This window comes from Pseudomonas sp. R151218B TE3479 (genome assembly GCF_053629195.1).
Genome location: NZ_JBRJHV010000001.1, coordinates 2174381 through 2197631, shown reverse-complemented (window position 1 = coordinate 2197631; position 23251 = coordinate 2174381). Strand labels below are relative to the sequence as shown.

Sequence of the window (23251 nt, the reverse complement as noted above, 5' to 3'; positions counted from 1 at the left end):
GAGCGGGCTTGCTCGCGAAAGCGGCGTGTCAGGCGGTGCAAATATTGGATGACATACCGCATTCGCGAGCAAGCCCGCTCCCACCCAGACAACAAACAAAACTCAAGAGGACTTGGACATGCAAACCAAACTGCTGATCAACGGCCACCTGGTAGACGGCGAAGGCCCCGGCCAGGCCGTGTTTAACCCCTCGCTGGGGCGAGTGCTGGTGGAAATCAACGAGGCCAGCGAAGCCCAGGTCGATGCCGCCGTCCGTGCGGCCGACAGCGCCTTCGACAGCTGGTCGCAGGTTGCGCCCAAGGACCGTTCCCTGTTGCTGCTCAAGCTGGCTGACGCCATCGAAGCCCACGGCGAAGAACTGGCGAAGCTGGAGTCGGACAACTGCGGCAAACCCTTGAGCGCCGCGCTGAACGACGAGATCCCGGCGATTGCCGACGTGTTCCGCTTCTTTGCCGGTGCCAGCCGCTGCATGAGCGGTTCGGCGGGCGGCGAGTACCTGCCGGGGCACACTTCGATGATCCGTCGCGACCCGGTGGGCGTCATCGCCTCCATCGCGCCGTGGAACTACCCGCTGATGATGGTCGCCTGGAAAATCGCCCCAGCCCTGGCCGCCGGCAATACCGTGGTGCTCAAGCCTTCGGAGCAAACCCCGCTCACGGCGCTGCGCCTGGCGGAACTGGCGTCGGAGATTTTCCCGGCCGGCGTGCTCAACGTGATCTTCGGCCGTGGGCAGACCGTCGGCAACCCGCTGGTCACCCACCCGAAAGTGCGCATGGTGTCGCTGACCGGCTCCATCGCCACCGGTTCGAACATCATTTCCAGCACGTCCGACAGCGTCAAGCGCATGCACATGGAACTGGGCGGCAAAGCTCCGGTGATCATCTTCGACGATGCCGACATCGACGCGGCCGTGGAAGGCATCCGCACCTTCGGTTTCTACAACGCCGGCCAGGACTGCACCGCCGCCTGCCGCATCTATGCCCAGCAAGGCATCTACGAGCAGTTCGTCGAGAAACTCGGCGCCGCGGTGGGCAGCATCAAGTATGGCCTGCAAACCGCATCCGACACCGAGATGGGCCCGCTGATCACCGCCCAGCACCGCGACCGCGTGGCCGCTTTCGTCGAGCGGGCCATCGCCCAGCCGCATATCCGCCTGGTCACCGGTGGCAAGGCGGTGGACGGCAACGGATTCTTCTTCGAGCCGACGGTGCTGGCCGACGCCCAGCAGGATGACGAAATCGTCCGCCGGGAAGTCTTCGGACCGGTGGTGTCCGTCACCCCGTTCCTTGACGAAGCACAAGTGCTGGCCTGGGCCAACGACTCGGACTACGGCCTGGCTTCATCGGTCTGGACCAGCGATGTCGGCCGTGCCCATCGCCTGTCGGCACGCCTGCAATATGGCTGCACCTGGGTGAACACCCACTTCATGCTCGTCAGCGAAATGCCCCATGGCGGTCAGAAACGTTCCGGCTATGGCAAGGACATGTCCATGTATGGGCTGGAGGATTACACGGTGGTGCGGCATGTGATGTTCAAGCATTGACGACAAGACAACGTTGGCAACACATGCTCGCGCCTGCCCGGCGTTCGTCCTGCTAAGGTTTTCGTCGATCGGTGCACGCCCGCCGGTTGACGGAAATCCTGGCAGCACCTAGGGTGTCTACAACGTATACACCTTGGAGATCAGCCATGGCCTCGCCCGTTTTGTCCTTTCGTGTGGAAGAAGGTCTGGCCCAACAGCTGGACTTGCTGGCTGCCGCCACCGACCGCGACCGCCAATATCACCTCAAGCGTGCACTGGTTCGATATGTGGAAGCCGAATCCTGGCATCTGCAAGCCATCAGCGAAGGCATGGCCGATGCCGACGCTGGAAACCTGACCGATCTGGACGCCGTGAAGGCTAAGTGGGCAAAGCGTGCCGAGCATCGTACTGACCGACAAAGCACAGAGTGACCTCGACTCGATCCACGAACATTACCAAAGCGCTATCGGCGCAGAAGGCGCCGATGAGGTCATCCTCGCCATCCTGGAGACATTGCGCCAACTGCAACGCTTTCCCGGCTCGGGCCGTCCTTCGGTCGTTCCCGATATTCGAGAGCTGGTGCTGACACGCTACCCGTTCGTTGCCCCGTACCGGCTCGAGCAGGGACAACTGCAAGTCCTGCGGATACTGCACCAGCACACCGAACGTCCCCAGGACTGGTCGGTGGAGTGATGTCGGCCGGCGCGCCTGCCCCGACCGCTCACCTGCGCCACGCTTCAAAACCGCGAAACACTCCTCATCGCATCCACCAGATAGCGCATGGCGATGCGGTCGTTTTCCGACAACTCCCGATAGCGCTCCACCAGCCTCAATTCTTCAAGGCTGAGCCGGCGTGTCCTGCGCGGGTTGGTCAGGCCTGGAAAGATCCCCAGCATTTCGGTAATGCCCTGTATTTTTGTCATGAGTTGTCCTTCTTTACGTCGAGGTTGACCTGATAGCGCCGTCTGAACCCGGGTTAGCTCGTCTGTCACGCTAAAGAATAGGGAGGATTCAAAGCGTGGAAAGGGAGTTTTAGAGTAATTAGTCAAAAAAAGTTGGAATCGACATAAAAAAAGAAATAACTGTAAGAAAATTTGACCAAGCCACGCTTTCCTTTCTCTCAAAACCCCTATTTCCCCTATGATTTTGCGCCTCGGTGAACCGATCCAGCTCTCAGGCATCTGTTCTAACGTTCGTCGCGTTTGGCCAAAGGCATGTCCGAACTCATTTACCAATCTCTGTCGCCAGGATCGGCGCGGGATTGTTTCGAGAAAGGTTGTATTTATGCACCGCAGGAATCTGCTCAAGGCCTCCATGGCCTTCGCCGCCTACACCGGGCTGTCGGCTTCAGGGCTCATGGCCGCACGCGCCTGGGCCGCCGATCAGACTGCCGACGGCGAAGCCCGTCCCTTCGATTTCAACGGTTTGAAGGATCAGGCCCGGCGGCTGGCCGAGAGCCGCTACGTCGACACCAAGCAAGTCCTGCCACCCACCCTGGCGCAAATGTCGCCGCTGCAGTTCAACGCCATCCAATACGACGTCAATCACTCGTTATGGAATGACCTGGAAGGACGGCAACTGGACGCACAGTTCTTCCACGTCGGCATGGGCTTCAAGCAGCCGGTGCGCATGTACAGCGTCGATCCGAAGACGCGTATGGCCCGTGAGGTGCACTTCCGTCCGGAACTGTTCAACTATGAGAAAACCACGGTCAACACCTCGCAACTGACGGGTGACCTGGGCTTCGCCGGCTTTCGTGTCTTCAAGGCGCCGGAGCTGGATCGGCACGACATCGTTTCATTCCTGGGGGCCAGCTATTTCCGCGCCGTGGATGCCAGCGGCCAGTACGGGCTGTCGGCCCGGGGCTTGGCCATTGACACCTACGCCAAGAAGCGCGAGGAATTCCCGGATTTCACCAAGTTCTGGTTCGAAACCCCGGACAAGAACAGCACCCGTTTCGTAGTCTACGCCCTGCTCGACTCCCCCAGCGCCACCGGTGCCTATCGGTTCGACATCGATTGCCAGCCGACCCGTGTGGTGATGGAAATCGATGCCCACATCAATGCCCGTACCGCCATCGAGCAACTGGGGATCGCCCCCATGACCAGCATGTTCAGTTGCGGCACCGTCGAACGGCGCATGTGCGACACCATTCACCCGCAAATCCACGACTCCGATCGGCTGGCCATGTGGCGCGGCAACGGCGAGTGGGTCTGCCGTCCGTTGAACAACCCTGCCACCCTGCAATTCAATGCCTTCGCCGACAACAATCCGAAAGGTTTTGGCCTGGTGCAGACCGACCACGACTTCGCCAGTTACCAGGACACGGTGGACTGGTACAGCAAACGCCCAAGCCTTTGGGTCGAACCGACGACGGCGTGGGGCGAAGGCTCGGTGGACCTGCTGGAAATTCCTACCACCGGAGAGACCCTGGACAACATCGTCGCGTTCTGGACGCCGAAAAAACCGGTGGCCGCCGGTGATTCGCTGAACTATGGCTACAAGCTCTACTGGAGCGCGCTGCCGCCGGTCAGCACCGACCTGGCCCACGTCGACGCCACCCGTTCAGGCATGGGTGGTTTTATCGAAGGCTGGGCACCGGGCGAGCATTACCCGACCGTCTGGGCACGTCGTTTCGCCGTGGACTTCAGCGGCGGCGGCCTCGACCAACTGCCGCCGGGCACCGGCATCGAACCGGTGGTGACCTGCTCCCACGGCGAAGTGAAGGACTTCAATGTGTTGGTGCTGGATGCGATCAAGGGCTACCGCATTACCTTCGACTGGTACCCGACCGACGACCGGGTGGACCCGGTGCAGATGCGCCTGTTCATTCGCACCAAGGACCGCACCTTGAGCGAAACCTGGTTGTACCAGTACTTCCCGCCGGCACCGGATAAGCGCAAGTATCCCTGATAGCGATCGGGTGTCTGGGCTAGCCCTATCGCGAGCAAGCTCGCTCCTACAGTAGATTGATGTTCTACCCTCTGGGAGCGGGCTTGCTCGCGAAGACGGCAGTACAAGCACCAGCGATTTCAGAGATGAAAAAGCCCCGGCCAATGATGACCGGGGCTTTTTGTTTTACTGGGCACTCAATCGCGTAAATCCGATTCATGAATCGGTTGGTCTCGATGCGTAGCCCGCTGGTACTGCGCCGGCCACGTGGCCTTGCGGCCGCCCAGGTCATCATCGGCATGCAGGGCCCAATACGGATCGCGCAACAATTCGCGGGCCAGGAAAATGATGTCGGCCTGGCAGGTGCGCAGGATATGTTCGGCCTGGGCCGGTTCGGTGATCATGCCGACGGTGCCGGTGGCGATTTCCGACTCCTTGCGCACCCGCTCGGCGAAGCGTGTCTGGTAACCCGGGCCGGTGGGGATTTCCGCATTGGCGGCCGTGCCGCCCGAGGACACATCGATCAGGTCCACTCCCAGCGCCCTGAAGCGCCGCGCCAGCTCCACGGTTTCATCCGGGTTCCAACCGTCCTCGACCCAATCGGTGGCGGAAACGCGAACGAACACCGGCAGCTCTTGCGGCCATACGGCCCGGATCGCTTCGGTGACTTGCAGCACCAGGCGGATGCGGTTTTCGAAGGAGCCGCCATATTGATCGCGCCGCTGATTGCTCAAGGGCGACAGGAACTGATGCAGCAGGTAACCATGGGCCGCGTGGACCTCGACCACCTTGAAACCGGCCGCGAGGGCGCGCTTGGCCGAATCCACGAAGGCCTGGATTACCCCGGCGATCTGCCCTTCGTCCAACTGCACCGGCTGGGTGTGTTGCGGGTCGAAGGCAATCGGCGACGGACCGACCGGCACCCAACCGCCATCCTCCGGTTTGACGCTGCCATGCTTGCCCAGCCAAGGTCGCCAGGTGCTGGCCTTGCGCCCGGCATGGGCCAGCTGTATGCCCGGCACGGCCCCTTGGGCAGTGATGAACCGGGTGATGCGTTGCAAGGGTTCGATCTGTTCATCGTTCCACAGCCCCAGATCCTGGGCGGTGATACGACCGTCGGCGGTCACGGCGGTGGCTTCGGTGAACACCAGGCCGGCACCGCCCACGGCGCGGCTGCCCAAATGCACCAGGTGCCAATCGTTGGCCAGGCCATCGGTGCTCGAATACTGGCACATCGGCGATACCGCGATGCGATTGGGCAGGGTCAATTGGCGAAGGGTATAGGGTTCCAGCAGCAGACTCATGGGGCACCTCTCGAATCAGTGGGCAGGCTCCAGGGTTCTGTTTGAAAAGTCGACGAGTGACAAGAAGGTGCAACACCCGCCCCCGCGGGCAAAAAATTCGACAAGACGTCACAAGGGCTATCAAGCAGTGCTTAGAGCCTAGTCGACAACCCGGGAGGCAGGAGGGTTCAGAACTTAAAAACCGACGGTGTGACCAGATTACTCTCGATCGGGCCTGTGACTTTGTGGCGAGGGGATTTATCCCCGTTCGGCTGCGCAGCAGCCGTGAGCCCGAGCAATGCCGTTTGGCTGAAGGAATACGGTGCTGGGATATTTTGGGGGCTGCTGCGCAGCCCAGCGGGGATAAATCCCCTCGCCACACATCATCACTTGATCAATAGCATTTGTGCCTACCGCGGTTCGATATGGGCAATCATCAACTGCACCGTTTCCTGGCCGCGGAACTCGTTGAGGTCGAGCTTGTAGGCCAGTTCCACCCAGCGCACGGTAGGGTTTGGCCAGATCTCGCGGTCGATGCCGAAGGCGATGCCGTCGAGCTTCACCGAGCCGCACTCGCTCTTGAGAATGACCTTCAGGTGCCGTTCGCCCACCACGCGTTGCTCGACCAACTGGAACACGCCATGGAACATCGGCTCCGGGAAATGCTGGCCCCAGGGACCGGCATGGCGCAACGCCCGGGCCAGTTCGAGGTGGAACTCCTCCACCGCCAGGGTGCCATCCGACAACAGCCGGCCGGTCAGGTCTTCTTCGCGCAATTGCCGGCGCACTTCCGCGTCGAACGCTTCGGCGAACAACGGAAAATTCGCTTCCGGCAACGTCAACCCCGCCGCCATGGCGTGACCGCCGTACTTGCTGATCAGGGTCGGATGCTGCGCCGCCACCACGCTCAGCGCATCGCGAATGTGAAAGCCCGCTACCGAGCGCCCCGAGCCCTTGAGCAAACCGTCCCCGGCATCGGCAAAGGCAATGGTCGGGCGGAAATAGCGCTCTTTCATCCGCGAGGCGAGAATGCCGATGACCCCTTGGTGCCACTGCGGGTCGAACAGGCACAAACCGAATGGCATCGACTCCACTGGCAGGTCCTTGAGCTGAGCCAGGGCTTCACGCTGCATGCCCTGCTCGATGGACTTGCGGTCCTGGTTCATGCCGTCCAGTTGCGCCGCCATCTCCCGCGCCAGGGTCGGGTCGTCGGTGAGCAGGCATTCGATGCCCAGGCTCATGTCGTCCAGGCGCCCTGCCGCATTCAGACGCGGCCCGAGGATAAATCCGAGGTCGGTGGAAGTAATCCGTGAAGCGTCGCGCTTGGCCACTTCCAGGATCGCCTTGATGCCGGGTCGGGCGCGGCCGGCGCGAATCCGTTCCAGGCCCTGGTGCACCAGGATCCGGTTATTCGCGTCCAGGGGCACCACGTCGGCCACGCTACCCAGAGCCACCAGGTCGAGCAATTCGCCGATGTTCGGCTGAGGGGTGCTGGCATACCAGCCCAGGCTGCGCAGACGCGCCCGCAAGGCCATCAGCACATAGAAAATGACGCCGACCCCGGCCAGGGCCTTGCTCGGGAACTCGCAGCCCGGCTGGTTCGGATTGACGATGGCATCGGCCGCCGGCAGTTCGAGGCCAGGCAAGTGGTGGTCGGTGACCAGCACCCGGAGCCCCGCCGCTTTCGCCGCCGCCACGCCTTCCACGCTGGAGATGCCGTTATCCACGGTGATCAGCAACTGTGGCTCGCGGGTCAAGGCGACTTCGACGATTTCCGGCGTCAGCCCGTAGCCATATTCGAAACGATTGGGCACCAGATAGTCGACATGGGCCGCACCGAGCAGGCGCAAGCCCAGCACGCCCACGGTACTGGCGGTCGCGCCATCGGCATCGAAGTCACCCACGATCAGGATGCGCTGGCGTTGCTCCAACGCCGTTACCAACAGATCCACCGCGGCGTCGATCCCCTTGAGCTGCTCAAAGGGAATCAGGCGCGCCAGGCGCTTGTCCAGCTCAGCCTCGGACTGCACGCCGCGTGCCGCGTACAGGCGCGTCAACAGGGGCGGCAGGTCACCGAGAAATGGCAGGGTGTCGGGCAGTTGGCGGGGTTCTATGCGCATGGGGTGACGACATTTCTCTGGATAATCGTGAAAGTTCTGGCAGGGAGCTTGTGTGGGAGCGGGCTTGCTCGCGAAAGCGGCGGCACATTCAACATAAATGCAAACTGATCTACCGTATTCGCGAGCAAGCTCGCTCCCACAATGAGTTCACTTGATGCCGGAGCGGTTCAACCGCGCTCGCCCAGCAACCACTGCAACTGGACTTCATGCTGGCCACGGTCGTCGGTCACGAAAATCGTGCCCTCGCTGATCATCACATCCCACTTGATCACCCGGGGCATATCCTGGGCCAGGGTTTCGAGCACGTCCTGGGGCACGGCGGCGATGTTGACGTTCTTCAGGTTCTTGACCGCCGGGATCACCTTGCCTTCCCAGACCCGCAGGCTGCCATAGGCCAGCAGGCTGGTGCGCTCGGTCCGGCGCGAGCACCAGGTCAGGCGATCGGCATCCGGCTGGCCGACTTCGATCCAGTGCAGCACACGGTCATCCAGGCTTTTTTCCCACAGCGCAGGCTCATCGACGTCTGACAGACCACGACCAAACGCCAGCAGCTCGTTGTACCAGAACGCGTAGGCCAGCAGGCGCACGGTCATGCGCTCTTCGGTTTCCGAAGGGTGGCGGGCGATGGTCTGCTTCACATTCTCGTACACATTGCGGTCGAGGTCGGTGAGGTTCAGTTCAAACTTGTAGGTCGTGGACGGCTGGGCCATGAACGGGCTTCTTGATACGAGGAAAGGCGGCAAGTCTAACCGATGACGCAGGCAATCCACGAATTGCCGACCATCAACCTGCGGCGACCGGCCCTGGCCTATGATAAAACGCTCTATTCGTTCTGCCTTTGTCCTACAGGATCCGTCATGTCGCTTACTGCCAAACCCCTTGCCGGCGTCAAAGTCATCGAACTGGGCACCTTGATCGCCGGGCCCTTCGCCTCGCGCATCTGCGGCGAATTCGGTGCCGAAGTCATCAAGGTCGAATCGCCCGACGGCGGTGATCCGCTGCGCAAGTGGCGCAAGCTGTACGAAGGCACCTCACTGTGGTGGTTCGTCCAGGCGCGCAACAAGAAGTCCCTGACCTTGAACCTCAAGCACCCCGAAGGCCTGGCGATCCTGAAAAAACTGCTCGGCGAAGCCGACATCCTGATCGAAAACTTTCGCCCCGGCGTGCTGGAAAAGCTCGGCCTGGGCTGGGATGTGCTGCATGCCTTGAACCCGAAACTGGTGATGGTGCGGCTTTCGGGCTTCGGCCAGACCGGGCCGATGAAAGACCAGCCGGGGTTTGGCGCGGTGGGCGAATCCATGGGCGGCCTGCGCTACATCACGGGGTTCGAAGACCGCCCACCGGTGCGCACCGGGATTTCCATCGGCGACTCCATCGCCGCCCTCTGGGGCGTGATTGGCGCATTGATGGCCCTGCGTCACCGGGAGATCAACGGCGGCACCGGACAAGTGGTGGACGTGGCCTTGTACGAGGCGATTTTCGCCATGATGGAAAGCATGGTGCCGGAGTTCGACGTGTTCGGCTTCATCCGCGAGCGCACCGGCAATATCATGCCCGGCATCACCCCCTCGTCCATCCACACCAGCGCCGATGGCAAGCACGTGCAAATTGGCGCCAACGGCGATGCGATCTTCAAGCGCTTCATGCAGATCATCGGCCGTGACGACCTGGCCAATGACCCGCAACTGGCCAGCAATGATGGCCGTGACAGTCGGCGTGACGAGCTGTACGGGGTCATCGATCGCTGGGTCAACGCGCTGCCGCTCGATAGCGTTATCGACCAACTGAACCAGGCCGGGGTGCCGGCCAGTCGGATCTTCAGCGCCGAGGATATGTTCAGCGACCCGCAGTTCCTGGCCCGTGAGATGTTTCTGCAGGCCAAGCTACCGGACGGCAAGGCGTTCAAGATGCCGGGGATCGTACCAAAGCTCTCCGACACCCCGGGCACCTGCGAATGGGTCGGGCCGGCACTGGGCGAGCACAACGCCCAAGTGCTCGGCGAACTGGGCTACGACCCACAGCAGATCGCCAAACTGCGCAGCGATGGCGCCATTTGAGGCACTGCAGGGGAGCAGCCGCTGGAGATCAAACTGTGGGAGCGAGCTTGCTCGCGATGGCATCGGCCCAGTCGACTTGATGTTGACTGGCACACCGTCATCGCGCGCAAGCTCGCTGCCACAAACATAAACGCCGGGCAAAAAGAAACCCCGAGAAGTGGGGAGACGACTCGGGGTTAAACGTGACCACTCAAGGTCCGTACAACAAGCGACAAGCACCGGAGCACAATGCTCGCTCTTGCTGGTAAAGGGTCTGACTCATCAAGACGTAGGAAGGTTCCCACAAAAGCCCAGTCAATTCGCCGCGACCATGACCTTGTCGCGCGCCAGATTGCGCAGCGCCGCAATCACACAGGGCTCCAGGCGCCCCTCGGCAATCAGCACATCGCGATGCAGGCCATCGACTACGTCCGTCAACTGACGCTTGTCGGTCAATTGGGCCTGATTGAACACTCGCTCGACCATGATGACCCCGCTGGCATTCTTCAGCGTCACCCGGCATTCGCCCTTGGCGCCGGAGGGAGTCAGCGAGACCTGATACGGGCTCAAGGCTTCATTCAGCAATAGGCTGATACTTTCCATTCGCTCACCCTTCAATAGTCCGAAACAACTGCATGTGCACAGTAAATGACCGTGGGCCGCAGCAGAAAGTTCGTCAGCGCACCGAACCGGCATGCCTTCAACCTGTTCAACCGAGCATGCGCGTCCAATATGACAGGCAAACAACAGCGTTCTCCGAGAGTCGTTACGGGGTGACCGCCGGCTCGGCCAAGCCCCTGTCGCAACGACGCCACCGCCGCCCGACATCGGTCCAGCCGCCCAGAATGCCGCGCAACTGTCCATCAGCCCCATAGAACGGCACCGACCAATGATAGATTTCCCGCAATCTGCCGTTGAACATCAATTGCCGGTCGACGAATCGAGACTGGCCGGTGCGCAATTGCTCCATCACTTCCCCATGCAGCAGCTCGGCGGTGGCCGGCGGGAATGATGCCGAGTCGGTAAGCCGCGTGCCCCGCAGTTTTTCGAAGCGGGTCGCAAACTGGTCTTCATAGCTTTTGTTGCACATGATCAGACGCCCTTCCAGATCACAGATGAAAATCGGGTCGGGAATGGCATCCATCAAGGCCCGCTGGAGCATCAACTGGTCCTTGAGGACCGCTTCGGCCTTGAGGCGTTGGTCGATCTGTATCTGCAGGCGGCGGTTCCACAGCAGGGACAAGAGGCCAAACACCAGGACCACGGTCACACACCAGTAGCCCCAACGGGAGATCCGCTCCCAGATCGATGGCGCCTGGACGGGAGTCGCACCGGCCATCCATTTCGAACGCAGTGCACGCATGTCCTCGGCGGGGAAGGCTTCCAGCGCTTTATTCAAGATACTCAACAGCATGGTCAGGTCCTGGCGCACCGCCAGGTAGTCCGGTTCCCACTTGCCCTCAAGGCCGCTGCCGACCTGCAACTGCCCGGCGGGATAGAGATGCACCCCGGTTTCATTTTCGATGGTGGCATAGGCTTCCCGGCTCTCTACCAGCGCCCGCGCCTCGCCAAAGGTCTTGGTCGTGCGCAGTTCGATCGTCGGGTAATCGCGCCTGATTTCCGCCTCCAATGCATGCCGTGCCGGCAGTGCCAGGACCTTGCCTTCGAGCTGCTCCAGCGAATGCAGGGACGATTCCCCGTCACGGCCGACGAATACCCAACCGGAACCACCGAATGCATGGCTGAAACTCAGGAAGTCCCGACGTTCTTCATTCATCGCCAGCAGGGTCGTCATGTCGGCTTCGCCATTCTCCAGCATTGTCAGCAACTCACCGGGAGAGAACGATTCCCGATGCACGAACTCAAGGCCGGTCATGTGCGCGATGCGCTGGAGAACGTCGTGGTTCAACCCATTCCACTGCCCCTGTTCATCCCTGAACAGGTACAACGGAAACTGCATCGTGGCCACGATGACCCGGGGGTTCTCCTTGATCCATTTCAACTCCTGCGCGTCCAGCACCAGCCGTTCGCCGGGGTTGGGTGGTGGTATTTCGAAAGCCGCCAGCGGCGCCGCGTTGCCTCCCTGCGTCCAGTACATCAGGGCCAGCCCCATTACCCAGCCCAGGGCTGGTTTGCCTTTGATAAAAAACGACATCTGCATTTCCTTCGAGATGACTCGCCCATCCCTCCAAGGGCGAAAACCCGGCCAGTTTGGCATGCAGAAACAAGAAAGCCCGTCAGGAGACGGGCTTCAAAATGTGACAGGTTTACCCGGTCAGAGTGGCTTGCCGCGATTGCCATGCTGGCTGACAAAGGCCTGCACGGCTTTCAAATCGTTGGGCAACACGGTGCAACGCTCATCTCGCTCAAACAAATCAGAAAGATGCGCAGGCAGTTCGAGCGCTTTTCCTACACCGGCTTTCTCCACCGCTTCCGGGAACTTGACCGGGTGTGCCGTGCCCAGGATCACCATGGGGATGTCCAGGCTGCGACGGCATTCACGGGCCGCCCTGACGCCGATGGCCGTGTGCGGGTCGAGCAGTTCGCCGCTCTGGGCGAACACCTCGGCGATGGTTTCGCAGGTCTGCTCATCATCCACGGCCAGGGAGTCGAACAACTTGCGAGCTTCGGTCCAGCGCTCAGGCTCGACGCTGAAACCGCCACCCTGGCGGAAGCTGTCCATCAGCCCGGCAATCGCCGCGCCGTTGCGACCGTGCAGGTCGAACAGCAGGCGCTCGAAGTTCGACGACACCATGATGTCCATCGAAGGCGACAGCGTGGCATGCAGGGTTTCCTTGACGTACTGGTTGCCGCTCATGAAGCGGTGCAGGATGTCGTTGCGGTTGGTGGCGACGATCAATTGGTTGATCGGCAGCCCCATGTTGCGCGCCAGGTAACCGGCGAAGATATCGCCGAAGTTGCCGGTCGGCACCGAGAACGATACGGAACGGGCCGGACCGCCCAATTGCAGGGCCGCGTGGAAGTAATAGACGATCTGGGCCATGATCCGCGCCCAGTTGATCGAATTCACCGCCACCAGCCGCGTACCCTTGAGGAAGCTCTGGTCGGCGAAGCTGGCCTTGACCATTTCCTGGCAGTCATCGAAGTTGCCCTCGATGGCGATGTTGTGGATGTTGTCGCCGAAAATCGTCGTCATCTGTCGACGCTGCACTTCCGAGACCCGGTTGTGCGGGTGCAGGATGAAAATGTCGACGTTTTCGCAATGCTTGCAGCCTTCGATGGCCGCCGAACCGGTGTCGCCAGAGGTGGCACCGACGATCACCACGCGCTCGCCACGCTTGTGCAGCACATAGTCCAGCAGGCGACCGAGCAGTTGCAGGGCGAAGTCCTTGAACGCCAGGGTCGGACCGTGGAACAGCTCCATGACCCATTCGTTACCGTTGAGCTGACGCAACGGTGCGATGGCATTGTGGGAAAAGACCCCATAGGTCTCTTCCAGGATCTTTTTGAAATCGGCGTCCGGGATACTGCCGGTGACGAACGGGCGCATGACCCGGAACGCCAGCTCGTGATACGGCAGGCCGGCCCAGGAAGCGATTTCCTCCTGGGTGAAGCGCGGCAGGTTTTCCGGCACATAGAGACCGCCATCCGTGGCCAGGCCGGCCAGGAGGACATCTTCGAAATTCAGGGCCGGTGCCTGGCCGCGGGTGCTGATATAGCGCATTTTTGGCAAACCTTCGGTTTGAGCTTCAAGGTCAAGCTGCACGCGACAAGTCAAAGCGGCTCGGCTTCTACTTGCGGCTTGCAGCTTATAACTTGCCGCTAAATTAATTCAAATGTTCGACGCGGATACGGACCACCGGCCCAACGACACCCTGGAGCGCTTCCAGCGCCGCAATCGCGTCGTTGATGTTCTGCTCGACCACCCGGTGGGTCAGCAGGATCATAGGCACCAGGCCGTCGTGCTCCTCGACTTCCTTCTGCATGATCGACTCGATGTTGATGCCGCGTTCCGAGAGGATACTCGCCACTTGGGCCAGCACGCCCGGATGGTCCTTGGCCTGGATGCGCAGGTAGTAGGAGCTTTCGCACGCCTCGATCGGAAGAATTGGGTGCGCCGACAGCGAATCCGGCTGGAAGGCCAGGTGCGGCACACGGTTTTCCGGGTCCGAGGTCATGGCGCGAACCACGTCCACCAGGTCGGCAATGACCGAAGAGGCCGTCGGTTCCATGCCCGCGCCGGCGCCGTAGAACAACGTCGAGCCAGAGGCATCGCCGTTGACCATCACCGCGTTCATCACGCCATTGACGTTGGCGATCAGGCGATCGGCCGGGATCAGCGTCGGGTGCACCCGCAGCTCGATGCCGCTGGCGGTGCTGCGCGCCACGCCCAGGTGCTTGATGCGGTAGCCCAAGGCTTCGGCGTAGTTCACGTCAGCGGTGGTCAGCTTGGTGATGCCTTCGGTGTACGCCTTGTCGAACTGCAACGGAATGCCGAACGCAATGGACGCCAGGATCGTCAGCTTGTGCGCTGCGTCGATGCCTTCCACGTCGAAGGTCGGATCGGCCTCGGCGTAGCCCAGGGCCTGGGCTTCGGCGAGCACGTCTTCGAAGGTGCGACCCTTCTCGCGCATCTCGGTGAGGATGAAGTTACCGGTGCCGTTGATGATCCCCGCGACCCAGTTGATGCGGTTGGCCGACAGGCCTTCGCGGATCGCCTTGATCACCGGGATACCACCGGCCACGGCGGCTTCGAATGCCACGATCACGCCCTTCTCGCGGGCCTTGGCGAAAATCTCATTACCGTGAACAGCGATAAGCGCCTTGTTCGCGGTGACCACATGCTTGCCATTCTCGATGGCCTTGAGTACCAGCTCGCGGGCAACGGTATAGCCGCCCAGCAGCTCTATGACGATGTCGATCTCAGGGTTCGTGGCCACTTCGAAGACATCGTTGGTAATCGCAATACCGGTCGTCTGGAACTGAGGCTTTGGCGTGCGCATGGCAATTTGTGCCACTTCGATCCCACGCCCGGCACGACGAGAAATTTCCTCGGCGTTGCGCTGAAGTACGTTGAAGGTGCCGCCACCGACGGTACCTAACCCACAGATGCCTACTTTGACCGGATTCACTCTTGACTCCCCATGAAACGGCCGACGCAAGGTCGGCCGTGAAATACAGCCGCGCAGCAACGCGGCTCTGTGTTTAACGGCCCGACGAATGTGTTCGCCGAGCCGTGATCTTCAAAAGCGGACCGCCCATGATCATTTCGCGCTCAGGGCCAGTTTGGCCACTTGTGGTGCCGGCTGGTAGCCCGGAATTACCTGACCATCGGCCAAAACAATCGCCGGCGTACCGTTCACGCCTATTGACTGTCCGAGCGCAAACTGCTTGGAAACCGGATTCTCGCACTTGGCGGCCTTGATTTCCTTGCCGTCGACCATCTTGTCCATGGCCGCTTTCTTGTCCTTGGAGCACCAGACCGCCTGCAACTGCTCATCGCCCGGCGAGCCCAGGCCCTGGCGCGGGAACGCCACATAGCGCACTTCGATACCACGCTTGTTCAGCTCCGGCACTTCGGCGTGCAGCTTGTGGCAATACGGGCAGGTGGTGTCGGTGAACACGGTGATGTGGGACTTGGTTTCGCCGATCGCCGGATAAACCACGGTTTCAGCGACCGGAATGCCGTTGATCAACTTGGAAATACCCTGGCGCTCGGTCATCTCGGTGAGGTTGACCGGCTTGCCGTCCTTGAGCTCGAACAGGTTGCCCTGAACGATGTACTGGCCGTCGGCGCTGGCGTACAGCACGCGGCTGCCCTTGAGCTTGACTTCATACAGGCCGGCCATGGGGCTGGCCGAGATGGCTTCGATCGGCACTTCGAGCTGAAGGTTTTCCAGGCTTTTGCGGATAGCCTTGTCGGCCGCGTCATCGGCGACGGCGAAGGTACTGGCCAACGCAATGGCGGCGGCGGTGAACATCTGGATCAAACGCATGGGGACTCCTGAGGCGAACAAATGAGACGGGAAACGCCGACCCGCAGATTCGGGTTCCAACCGCCCACTGTGCAAACCGGCAAAGCCTACCACATAAGGCTGGCGTGGCCGAATGCCGCTGACGCACGACGTTTTGTAAGCACACACAGGATTGATGTCGGCTGACACGCCATCATCGCGAGCAAGCTCGCTCCCACAGGGATTTGTGGTGGACGCGCAATTGCGGTCTGGCACAGCTCCAAAAATGTGGGAGCGAGCTTGCTCGCGATGGCGTCAGCATTGACGACATCGCGGCAGATGTCATCCCCGTGGATGATGCTTGGCATGCAAGTCCTGCAACCGCGCCCGGGCGACGTGGGTGTAGATCTGGGTGGTGGATAGGTCGCTATGGCCGAGCAGCATCTGCACCACCCGCAAGTCGGCGCCGTGATTGAGCAGGTGTGTGGCGAAGGCATGGCGCAGGGTGTGGGGCGAGAGGGATTTATTGATCCCGGCCACCTTGGCCTGGTGCTTGATGCGGTGCCAGAACGTCTGGCGAGTCATCTGCTCGCCGCGCAGGCTGGGGAACAGCACATCGCTGGGACGCCCGCCCAGCAACTCATGCCGGGCATCGCGCATGTAGCGCTCGACCCAGACAATCGCTTCCTCGCCCATCGGCACCAGGCGCTCCTTGCTGCCCTTGCCCATCACCCGCAGCACGCCCTGGCGCAGGTTGACCTGTTCCAGCGTCAAGCTGATCAACTCGGTGACGCGCAAGCCACAGGCATACAGGACTTCCAGCATGGCCCGGTCGCGCTGACCGATGGCCTCGCTGAGATCGGGTGCCGCCAGCAGCGCCTCCACATCGGCTTCCGACAGGGACTTGGGCAACGGACGCCCTAGTTGCGGCATTTCCACACGCAAGGTCGGGTCTACCGCGATCAGCTTTTCCCGCAGCAAATAGCGATAAAACCCACGCAGGCCGGAGAGAAACCGCGCGGTCGAGCGGGGTTTGTAGTTCTGCTCCAGGCGCCACGCCAAGTGATCGAGGATCAATTCCCGGCCGGCATTGACCAGTTCCAGGTGATTTTCCTGCAACCAGCCGTTGAACAACGCCAGGTCGCTGCGGTAGGCATCGCGGGTGTTATCGGACAAGCCCTTCTCCAGCCATAGGGTGTCGAGAAACTGGTCTATCAGCGGATGATCGATGGCTGGCATAAGAACTCTTGAAGGATGCGGGCACACACGGCATCGAAATGGAAAATGAAGCTATGCAGGGTGCTCAAAGCGCAAATCGCAGGCAACAAAAAAGCAGCCCGCAGGCTGCTTTTTTTGCATCGGAAGCTGGACTTAAGCCAGTTTTTCCTTGATGCGAGCTGCTTTACCCGACAGGTCACGCAGGTAGTACAGCTTGGCTTTACGTACGTCACCGCGACGCTTGACAGCCATGCTGTCGATTTGCGGGCTGTAGGTCTGGAAAGTACGCTCTACGCCAACACCGTTGGAGATTTTACGAACGGTGAATGCACTGTTCACGCCACGGTTACGCTTGGCGATAACGACGCCTTCGAACGCTTGCAGACGGGAACGGTCGCCTTCCTTCACTTTCACCTGAACGACAATGGTGTCGCCTGGGGCAAAGGTAGGGATTTCTTTGGTCATCTGCTCTGCTTCGAGTGCAAGGATGATTTTGTTAGTCATGCTGTGCTCCTAAGGCGAGTCGTCGGACTCACCATCGATACGTTGTTAACTATCGTCCCGCTCGCGGATGTATTCCTCGAGCAGCTTCTTCTCTTCTCCAGAAAGCGAGCGGCTTTCCAGAAGATCGGCGCGTCGTTCGTAGGTCCGACCAAGGGACTGCTGCAAACGCCAACGCCGGATGTGCGCGTGGTTGCCACTTAGCAACACGTCGGGAACACGCTGATCCGCATACACCTCCGGTCGGGTGTAGTGCGGGCAATCCAGCAGACCATCCGTAAAGGAATCTTCCTCAGCGGAATCTGCATGCCCTAAAGCTCCAGGCAGCAGTCGTGTAACCGCATCGATCAGGACCATCGCCGGCAGCTCGCCGCCAGACAGTACATAGTCGCCAATCGACCACTCTTCATCGACATGAGCTTCAATGAAACGCTCGTCAATGCCTTCATAACGGCCGGCAATCAGGATCAATGCATCCGATTTCGCCAGCTCGCGTACCGCCGACTGAGTCAGCTGACGGCCTTGGGGCGACAGGTAGATCACCCTCGCACCCTCCCCGGCTGCCGTCCTGGCCTGAACCAGCGCATCTTCCAGGGGCTTGATCTTCATCACCATGCCCGGACCACCGCCAAACGGGCGATCGTCCACAGTGTGATGCCGATCCGTGGTGTAGTCCCGCGGATTCCAACAGGTGAGCTGCAACAGCTCCTGTTTCACCGCGCGGCTGGTTATGCCGTACTCGCTGATGGCGGAAAACATCTCGGGAAACAACGTGATGACTTCAACGCGCAAATTAGCCACGTTTAGAAATCCGCATCCCATTCCACCTTCATCTCGCCTGCGGCAAGGTCGACGGCCAACACGCATTGCTCGGTATAGGGCAACAGGCGTTCGCGATCATCCAGGCTGCCGACGCAAGGCTTGACCACCATGACATCGTTCGAACCGGTCTCGAGCAGGTGATCGATTTTCCCGAGCAATTGCCCGAGGTGGTCGATGACCTTCAGACCCACCAGCTGGTACCAGTAGTACTCGCCGTCGGTCAGTTCAGGGAACAGGTTGCGCGGCACGCAGATCTCATAACCGGCCAGAAGACGAGCTTCTTCACGATCATCGAGACCCTTGAGCTTCGCGACCAGGAACTTGTCGTTCCCGCGTCCGCTGACCAGCTCCACCTGTTTCACGCTACCTTCGCGCTTGAGCGTCCAGGTTTTGTAGTCCAACAGGTTCTTGATCGGATCAGTAAAGGAATACACCTTCACTTCGCCGCGAACGCCATGTACAGAATAGATCTTGCCGACAACGATCAAATCATCAGCATCTTTTGGCGTCGCGTTCATATTGCTCAGGCCGCAGCCTTAGCCGATTCCTTCAACAACTGAGCAACGCGCTCAGAAGGTTGTGCACCAACGCTCAGCCAGTAGGCTACGCGCTCTTGGTTCACGGACAGACGAACTTCCTGACCACGGGCAACAGGGTTGAAGAAACCAACCTGCTCCTTGTGGGAACCGTCACGCGGGTTGCGGCTGTCGGTTACGGTCAGGTGGTAAAACGGGCGCTTTTTGGAGCCGCCAAGGGCAAGACGGATTGTTAGCATGTGAACATCGTTCCTGTAGTCGGTGCTGCAAATCTAAATGCACAGCGGGCATAGGTGCCCGAAAGGCCGCATATTCTAAGGAATATCCGGACTTTTGCAAATGTCTTTTTCCGGCGCCTGGCGCCATGCGATCAAGATTTGCCATAGAGCCGTCATGAAAAACGGCAGGTCAGCTCCCGCATAGCGCGGGTTTGCTGGAGATCCCCGCATCCGTGCGGGGCGACGCCGGCATGACAGCCGGCGCAGATTCTTTACATTTTCGGCATGCCGCCGCCGGGCAACATACCGCCCATGCCGCGCATCATCTTGGCCATCCCGCCCTTGGCGGAGAATTTCTTCATCATCTTCTGCATCTGCTTGTGTTGCTTGATCAAGCGACCGATGTCCTGCACCTGGGTGCCGGAACCCATGGCGATGCGGCGCTTGCGCGAACCGCTGATCAGCTCAGGGTCGCGGCGCTCGGCCGGGGTCATGGAGTTGATGATGGCTTCCATCTGCTTGAACTGCTTTTCAGCCGCGCCCTGGGCATTGCCCATCTGCGCCAGGTTCACGCCACCGATGTTCGGCAGTTTGTCCATGAGGCCGCCAAGGCCGCCCATGTTCTTCATTTGTTGCAGCTGGTCGCGGAAGTCTTCGAGGTCGAAGCCCTTGCCCTTCTTCAGCTTCTTGGCCAGTTTGTCGGCCTTGTCCTTGTCGAGGGTCTGCTCGGCCTGCTCGATCAGGCTGAGCACGTCGCCCATGCCGAGGATGCGCGAGGCGATACGCTCGGGGTGGAACGGCTCGAGCGCTTCGCTCTTCTCGCCCATGCCGATGAACTTGATCGGCTTGCCAGTGATGGCGCGTACCGACAGCGCGGCACCGCCACGGGCGTCACCGTCGACCTTGGTCAGGATCACGCCGGTCAGCGGCAGTGCATCACCGAACGCCTTGGCGGTGTTGGCCGCGTCCTGGCCGGTCATGGCATCGACCACGAACAGGGTTTCCACCGGGTTGATCGCGGCATGCAGCGCCTTGATCTCGCCCATCATTTCTTCATCGATGTGCAGGCGACCGGCGGTATCGACGATGACCACGTCGATGAACTTGAGCTTCGCTTCCTTAATAGCCGCCTGGGCGATGTCCACCGGCTTCTGGCTCAGGTCGGACGGGAAAAACGTCACACCGATGTCGTTGGCCAGGGTTTCCAGCTGCTTGATCGCCGCCGGACGGTAGATATCCGCCGACACCACCATCACCGACTTCTTCTTGCGCTCCTTAAGGAAGCGCGCCAGCTTGCCGGCTGTCGTGGTCTTGCCCGCGCCCTGCAGACCGGCCATCAGCACCACCGCTGGCGGTACGGCGGCGAGGTTCAGGTCTTCGTTGGCGGCGCCCATCAGGCTTTCGAGCTCGGCCTGGACGATCTTCACGAACGCCTGGCCCGGCGTCAGGCTGCGCGACACTTCGGTGCCGACGGCGCGTTCCTTGACCGAATTGACGAAATCCTTGACCACCGGCAGGGCGACGTCGGCTTCGAGCAACGCCATGCGCACTTCGCGCAGGGTGTCTTTGATGTTGTCCTCGGTCAGTTTCGCCTTGCCGGTGACATGGCGCAGCGTCTGCGAGAGACGGTCGGTTAGGTTTTCAAACATGCGCGATCCTTTCAGGCCCAGATGAGACCGGGATAATGGCGGCCCAGACCGTGAAAAATGTGCTCGGCGAGCCTGCGGCGTGGGCAGGTCGCGGATTATAGCGAAGAAGCGTGCGGCGTACACCTGCTGTGGTCTTTCGTGTGGAGGGGGTTCTATGCCAAACTCAGCGCCTTTCGGGCTTGCCTAACAGGATTTATGCTCCCCTTGTCACCCAGCTTGCTTGCCACCCTCGCCGCCGCTTGCCTTTATGCCGCTGCGACCCTCTATCAAGGCACCCGCCTGGCCACTGGTGCCAAGGCGAACAAACGCCTGCTGGTCACGCTTGGCGTGCTGGCGGTGCTCGGCCACGCGGCCAGCCTTTATACCCACCTGATGACACCCATCGGCCTGGGCCTGGACTTTTTCAACGCCGCCAGCCTGATCGCCGTCGCCGTGATCGCCCTGACGCTGCTGGCCTGCTCGCGCATTCCCGTGGAAAACCTGCTGGTGCTGCTGTTCCCGCTGGGGCTGGCCACGGTGCTGCTGGCGCAGTTCGCGCCGTCGGGCACCGTGCAGATCATCGACGAAGAACCGGGCATCCTCGCCCACATCCTGCTGTCGATCCTCGCCTATGGCCTGTTCACCATCGCCGTGTTCCAGGCCCTGTTGCTGCTGGTGCAGGACCACCAGCTCAAGAACAAGCACCCCTCCGGGCTGATCCGCAACTTCCCGCCGCTGCAAACCATGGAAAGCCTGTTGTTCGGTTTCCTCTGGGCCGGCTGGAGCCTGCTGTCGCTGTCATTGATCTCCGGCTGGTTGTTCGTCGAGAACCTGTTCGCCCAGCACCTGGTGCACAAGACCTTGCTGGCCTGCCTGGCGTGGGTGGTCTTCAGCGTGCTGCTGTGGGGCCGCAACCGCCTCGGCTGGCGTGGGCACAAAGCGATTCGCTGGACCCTGGCCGGTTTCTGCCTGCTGATGCTGGCGTACTTCGGCAGCAAGCTGGTCCGTGAATACATCCTGCATATCTGACGGACGGCCCTGATGGATACGTTGCCCGTAGCGCCGTTGTTCGCCGTGCTGGTGGTGCTGATCCTCTGGTCGGCCCTGTTCACGGCCATCGAAGCCGCCCAGCAACACCTGCTGGCCCAGCGCACGGCTTCGCGTGCCAGTGACAAACCACTGGCGACACTGACCTTCCCGCTGCCCAGCCTGATCCTGTGCAATACCCTCTGTCGCGCCCTGGCCGTGGTCATCGGCACCTTGCTGGCGATTTTTACCTGGCTGGAAAACGGCCCCTGGGTCGCCTGGCTCGGCACCAGCGCCGCGCTGCTGGTGTTCGCCGACTACCTGCCGCGCACCTTGGCCAGCCGCCAGCCCGACGCGGTGCTGGCACTGGGTAACACCTTGCTGGGCATACCGTTGAAGATCCTCTACCCCTTTGCCTGGCTGTTGAATGGCGCCAGCCGGTTGTTGCTGCGTCCATTTGCCCGCAAGCCCGGGATGGTGCAGCAGAGCGACGACGAAATGCCCGTCCCACCGCGCAGCGAGCAGGAATCAGAGCAGGGCAATGGCCGGCTGCATCCGATTTCCGGCATCCACGCCCTGGACAACATCACCGTCAACGATATCCTCGTGCCCCGCAGCGAAGTCGATGGGATCAACCTCGACGACCCCATCGGCGAGATCATCGAACAGTTGCGCCTGAACCGACGGACGCGCCTGCCGGTGTTCCACAGCGATATCAACCAGGTCGAAGCAGTGCTCAACACCCGCCAGATCCGTCACTTGCTGGCGGACGCGAGCCTGACCAAGGAAGCGCTGCTGACGGCTTCCCATGAACCCTACTTCGTGCCCGAAAGCACACCCCTGCAGCTGCAACTGCTGAATTTCCACAAGCAGCAGCGGCGCCTGGGCATGGTGGTGGACGAATACGGTGAAGTACTGGGCATCGTCACCCTGGAAGACATCCTCGAAGAAATCGTCGGCGAATTCGAGAGCCAGCACAGCCTCGACAACCCCCACGTCCATCCCCAGCCCGATGGCCGCCTGATGATCGATGGCGCGGCGTCGATCCGCGAATTGAACAGGACCCTGGGTTGGCATCTGCCTTGCGACGGTCCCAAGACCCTCAACGGGCTGGTGACCGAAGCCCTGGAAACCATCCCCGAAAGCCCGGTCTGCCTGAAAATCGGGCGTTATCGGCTGGAAATCATCGAGACCGTGGACAACCGCGTCAGCCAGGTGCTGGCGTGGCATAACAGTTCGGTGCCTGCCACCTCTTAGTTCCCAACAGTCCCAAAGTGAAACACAGTTGTGGCGAGGGGATTTATCCCCGTTGGGTCGCGCAGCGGCCCCAAACTGTTAGTCAGCTGCCTCAGATTTGGCGCAACGTCTTTTTGGGACTGCTTCGCAGTCCAACGGGGATAAATCCCCTCGCCACAAAAGCTCGTTTCGGCGTCAACAGGTATTGTTGATTCATTAGCCCCCTTCCTATACTCAACCCGCTTACCCAGCCCGCCCGAACCCCGTGCCTACCCTGCATCCGAACGGTTCCGGCCAG

22 protein-coding genes are annotated in these 23251 nt (G+C 60.9%); 7 read left to right on the top strand and 15 right to left on the bottom strand.

All coding sequences use genetic code 11. From position 1 onward, the window contains the following. The first annotated feature begins 118 nt into the window (after positions 1 to 118). From AB7M32_RS09730 to AB7M32_RS09720, 3 genes are all read left to right on the top strand, one after another. Positions 119 to 1543, top strand: a complete 1425-nt coding sequence (locus AB7M32_RS09730) for a gamma-aminobutyraldehyde dehydrogenase (RefSeq protein ID WP_072408182.1) — start codon at positions 119 to 121, stop codon at positions 1541 to 1543. Between the two features lie 146 nt (positions 1544 to 1689). After that, the gene (locus AB7M32_RS09725) at positions 1690 to 1953 is read left to right on the top strand and encodes a CopG family ribbon-helix-helix protein (RefSeq protein ID WP_063322816.1); all 264 of its coding nucleotides are present in this window, start codon (positions 1690 to 1692) and stop codon (positions 1951 to 1953) included. Beyond that, positions 1916 to 2215, top strand: coding sequence for a type II toxin-antitoxin system RelE/ParE family toxin (locus tag AB7M32_RS09720; RefSeq protein WP_454249772.1), 300 nt, complete (start codon positions 1916 to 1918; stop codon positions 2213 to 2215). The genes AB7M32_RS09725 and AB7M32_RS09720 overlap by 38 nt, the downstream gene beginning before the upstream one ends. Before the next feature lie 44 nt (positions 2216 to 2259). On the opposite strand, the gene AB7M32_RS09715 is transcribed toward AB7M32_RS09720, so the two are convergent. Then, positions 2260 to 2445 (bottom strand): hypothetical protein, encoded by a 186-nt coding sequence (locus tag AB7M32_RS09715; RefSeq protein WP_003198116.1) that lies wholly within the window; start codon positions 2443 to 2445, stop codon positions 2260 to 2262. 361 nt (positions 2446 to 2806) lie between these two features. On the opposite strand from AB7M32_RS09715, the gene AB7M32_RS09710 reads away from it, so the two are divergent. Then, the gene (locus AB7M32_RS09710) at positions 2807 to 4435 is read left to right on the top strand and encodes a glucan biosynthesis protein D (RefSeq protein ID WP_060739047.1); all 1629 of its coding nucleotides are present in this window, start codon (positions 2807 to 2809) and stop codon (positions 4433 to 4435) included. A gap of 176 nt (positions 4436 to 4611) precedes the next feature. Here the strand turns inward: AB7M32_RS09710 and AB7M32_RS09705 are convergent, their stop codons facing one another. From AB7M32_RS09705 to AB7M32_RS09695, 3 genes are all read right to left on the bottom strand, one after another. Then, the gene (locus AB7M32_RS09705; RefSeq protein ID WP_072408178.1) at positions 4612 to 5718 is read right to left on the bottom strand and encodes an NADH:flavin oxidoreductase/NADH oxidase; all 1107 of its coding nucleotides are present in this window, start codon (positions 5716 to 5718) and stop codon (positions 4612 to 4614) included. Positions 5719 to 6107: 389 nt separating this feature from the next. Beyond that, positions 6108 to 7817, bottom strand: coding sequence for a single-stranded-DNA-specific exonuclease RecJ (gene recJ / locus AB7M32_RS09700; RefSeq protein WP_454249771.1), 1710 nt, complete (start codon positions 7815 to 7817; stop codon positions 6108 to 6110). A gap of 167 nt (positions 7818 to 7984) precedes the next feature. After that, entirely contained in the window at positions 7985 to 8527 is a 543-nt protein-coding gene (locus AB7M32_RS09695) for a YaeQ family protein (RefSeq protein ID WP_060739050.1), read from the bottom strand. Positions 8528 to 8674: 147 nt separating this feature from the next. Here AB7M32_RS09695 and AB7M32_RS09690 point away from each other — a divergent pair, with 147 nt between their 5' ends. Beyond that, positions 8675 to 9874 carry a CaiB/BaiF CoA transferase family protein gene (locus tag AB7M32_RS09690; RefSeq protein ID WP_454249770.1) on the top strand — a complete coding sequence of 400 codons (1200 nt, stop codon included), beginning with the start codon at positions 8675 to 8677 and terminating at the stop codon, positions 9872 to 9874. A 294-nt stretch (positions 9875 to 10168) separates the two neighbouring features. Here the strand turns inward: AB7M32_RS09690 and AB7M32_RS09685 are convergent, their stop codons facing one another. The 11 genes from AB7M32_RS09685 to ffh all read right to left on the bottom strand — a co-directional run bounded on the left by AB7M32_RS09685 (position 10169) and on the right by ffh (position 20712). Further along, positions 10169 to 10456, bottom strand: coding sequence for a DUF3509 domain-containing protein (locus tag AB7M32_RS09685; protein WP_060739052.1), 288 nt, complete (start codon positions 10454 to 10456; stop codon positions 10169 to 10171). 163 nt (positions 10457 to 10619) lie between these two features. Beyond that, positions 10620 to 12008: a transporter substrate-binding domain-containing protein gene (locus AB7M32_RS09680; protein ID WP_454249769.1), complete on the bottom strand. Its 1389-nt coding sequence runs from the start codon at positions 12006 to 12008 to the stop codon at positions 10620 to 10622. 120 nt (positions 12009 to 12128) lie between these two features. Continuing rightward, positions 12129 to 13538, bottom strand: coding sequence for a threonine synthase (gene thrC, locus AB7M32_RS09675; RefSeq protein ID WP_454249768.1), 1410 nt, complete (start codon positions 13536 to 13538; stop codon positions 12129 to 12131). Positions 13539 to 13641: 103 nt separating this feature from the next. Beyond that, positions 13642 to 14946, bottom strand: a complete 1305-nt coding sequence (locus AB7M32_RS09670) for a homoserine dehydrogenase (RefSeq protein ID WP_072408170.1) — start codon at positions 14944 to 14946, stop codon at positions 13642 to 13644. Between the two features lie 132 nt (positions 14947 to 15078). Continuing rightward, positions 15079 to 15810, bottom strand: coding sequence for a bifunctional protein-disulfide isomerase/oxidoreductase DsbC (gene dsbC / locus AB7M32_RS09665; protein WP_454249767.1), 732 nt, complete (start codon positions 15808 to 15810; stop codon positions 15079 to 15081). Positions 15811 to 16110: 300 nt separating this feature from the next. Then, entirely contained in the window at positions 16111 to 17007 is an 897-nt protein-coding gene (gene xerD / locus AB7M32_RS09660) for a site-specific tyrosine recombinase XerD (RefSeq protein ID WP_158455857.1), read from the bottom strand. 132 nt (positions 17008 to 17139) lie between these two features. Next, positions 17140 to 17490: a 50S ribosomal protein L19 gene (gene rplS, locus AB7M32_RS09655; protein WP_003175895.1), complete on the bottom strand. Its 351-nt coding sequence runs from the start codon at positions 17488 to 17490 to the stop codon at positions 17140 to 17142. Between the two features lie 45 nt (positions 17491 to 17535). Then, positions 17536 to 18309: a tRNA (guanosine(37)-N1)-methyltransferase TrmD gene (trmD, locus tag AB7M32_RS09650; RefSeq protein WP_454249766.1), complete on the bottom strand. Its 774-nt coding sequence runs from the start codon at positions 18307 to 18309 to the stop codon at positions 17536 to 17538. Then, positions 18291 to 18827, bottom strand: a complete 537-nt coding sequence (gene rimM, locus AB7M32_RS09645; protein ID WP_058544503.1) for a ribosome maturation factor RimM — start codon at positions 18825 to 18827, stop codon at positions 18291 to 18293. The genes trmD and rimM overlap by 19 nt, the downstream gene beginning before the upstream one ends. Before the next feature lie 5 nt (positions 18828 to 18832). Next, positions 18833 to 19084, bottom strand: coding sequence for a 30S ribosomal protein S16 (gene rpsP / locus AB7M32_RS09640; RefSeq protein ID WP_003198088.1), 252 nt, complete (start codon positions 19082 to 19084; stop codon positions 18833 to 18835). 251 nt (positions 19085 to 19335) lie between these two features. Further along, positions 19336 to 20712 (bottom strand): signal recognition particle protein, encoded by a 1377-nt coding sequence (gene ffh / locus AB7M32_RS09635; RefSeq protein WP_060739058.1) that lies wholly within the window; start codon positions 20710 to 20712, stop codon positions 19336 to 19338. Positions 20713 to 20907: 195 nt separating this feature from the next. Here ffh and AB7M32_RS09630 point away from each other — a divergent pair, with 195 nt between their 5' ends. After that, positions 20908 to 21720: a cytochrome C assembly family protein gene (locus AB7M32_RS09630; protein ID WP_060739059.1), complete on the top strand. Its 813-nt coding sequence runs from the start codon at positions 20908 to 20910 to the stop codon at positions 21718 to 21720. Between the two features lie 12 nt (positions 21721 to 21732). Further along, complete coding sequence (locus AB7M32_RS09625) at positions 21733 to 22974, top strand: HlyC/CorC family transporter (protein ID WP_454249765.1); 1242 nt, start codon at positions 21733 to 21735, stop codon at positions 22972 to 22974. Positions 22975 to 23251 lie beyond the last annotated feature (277 nt).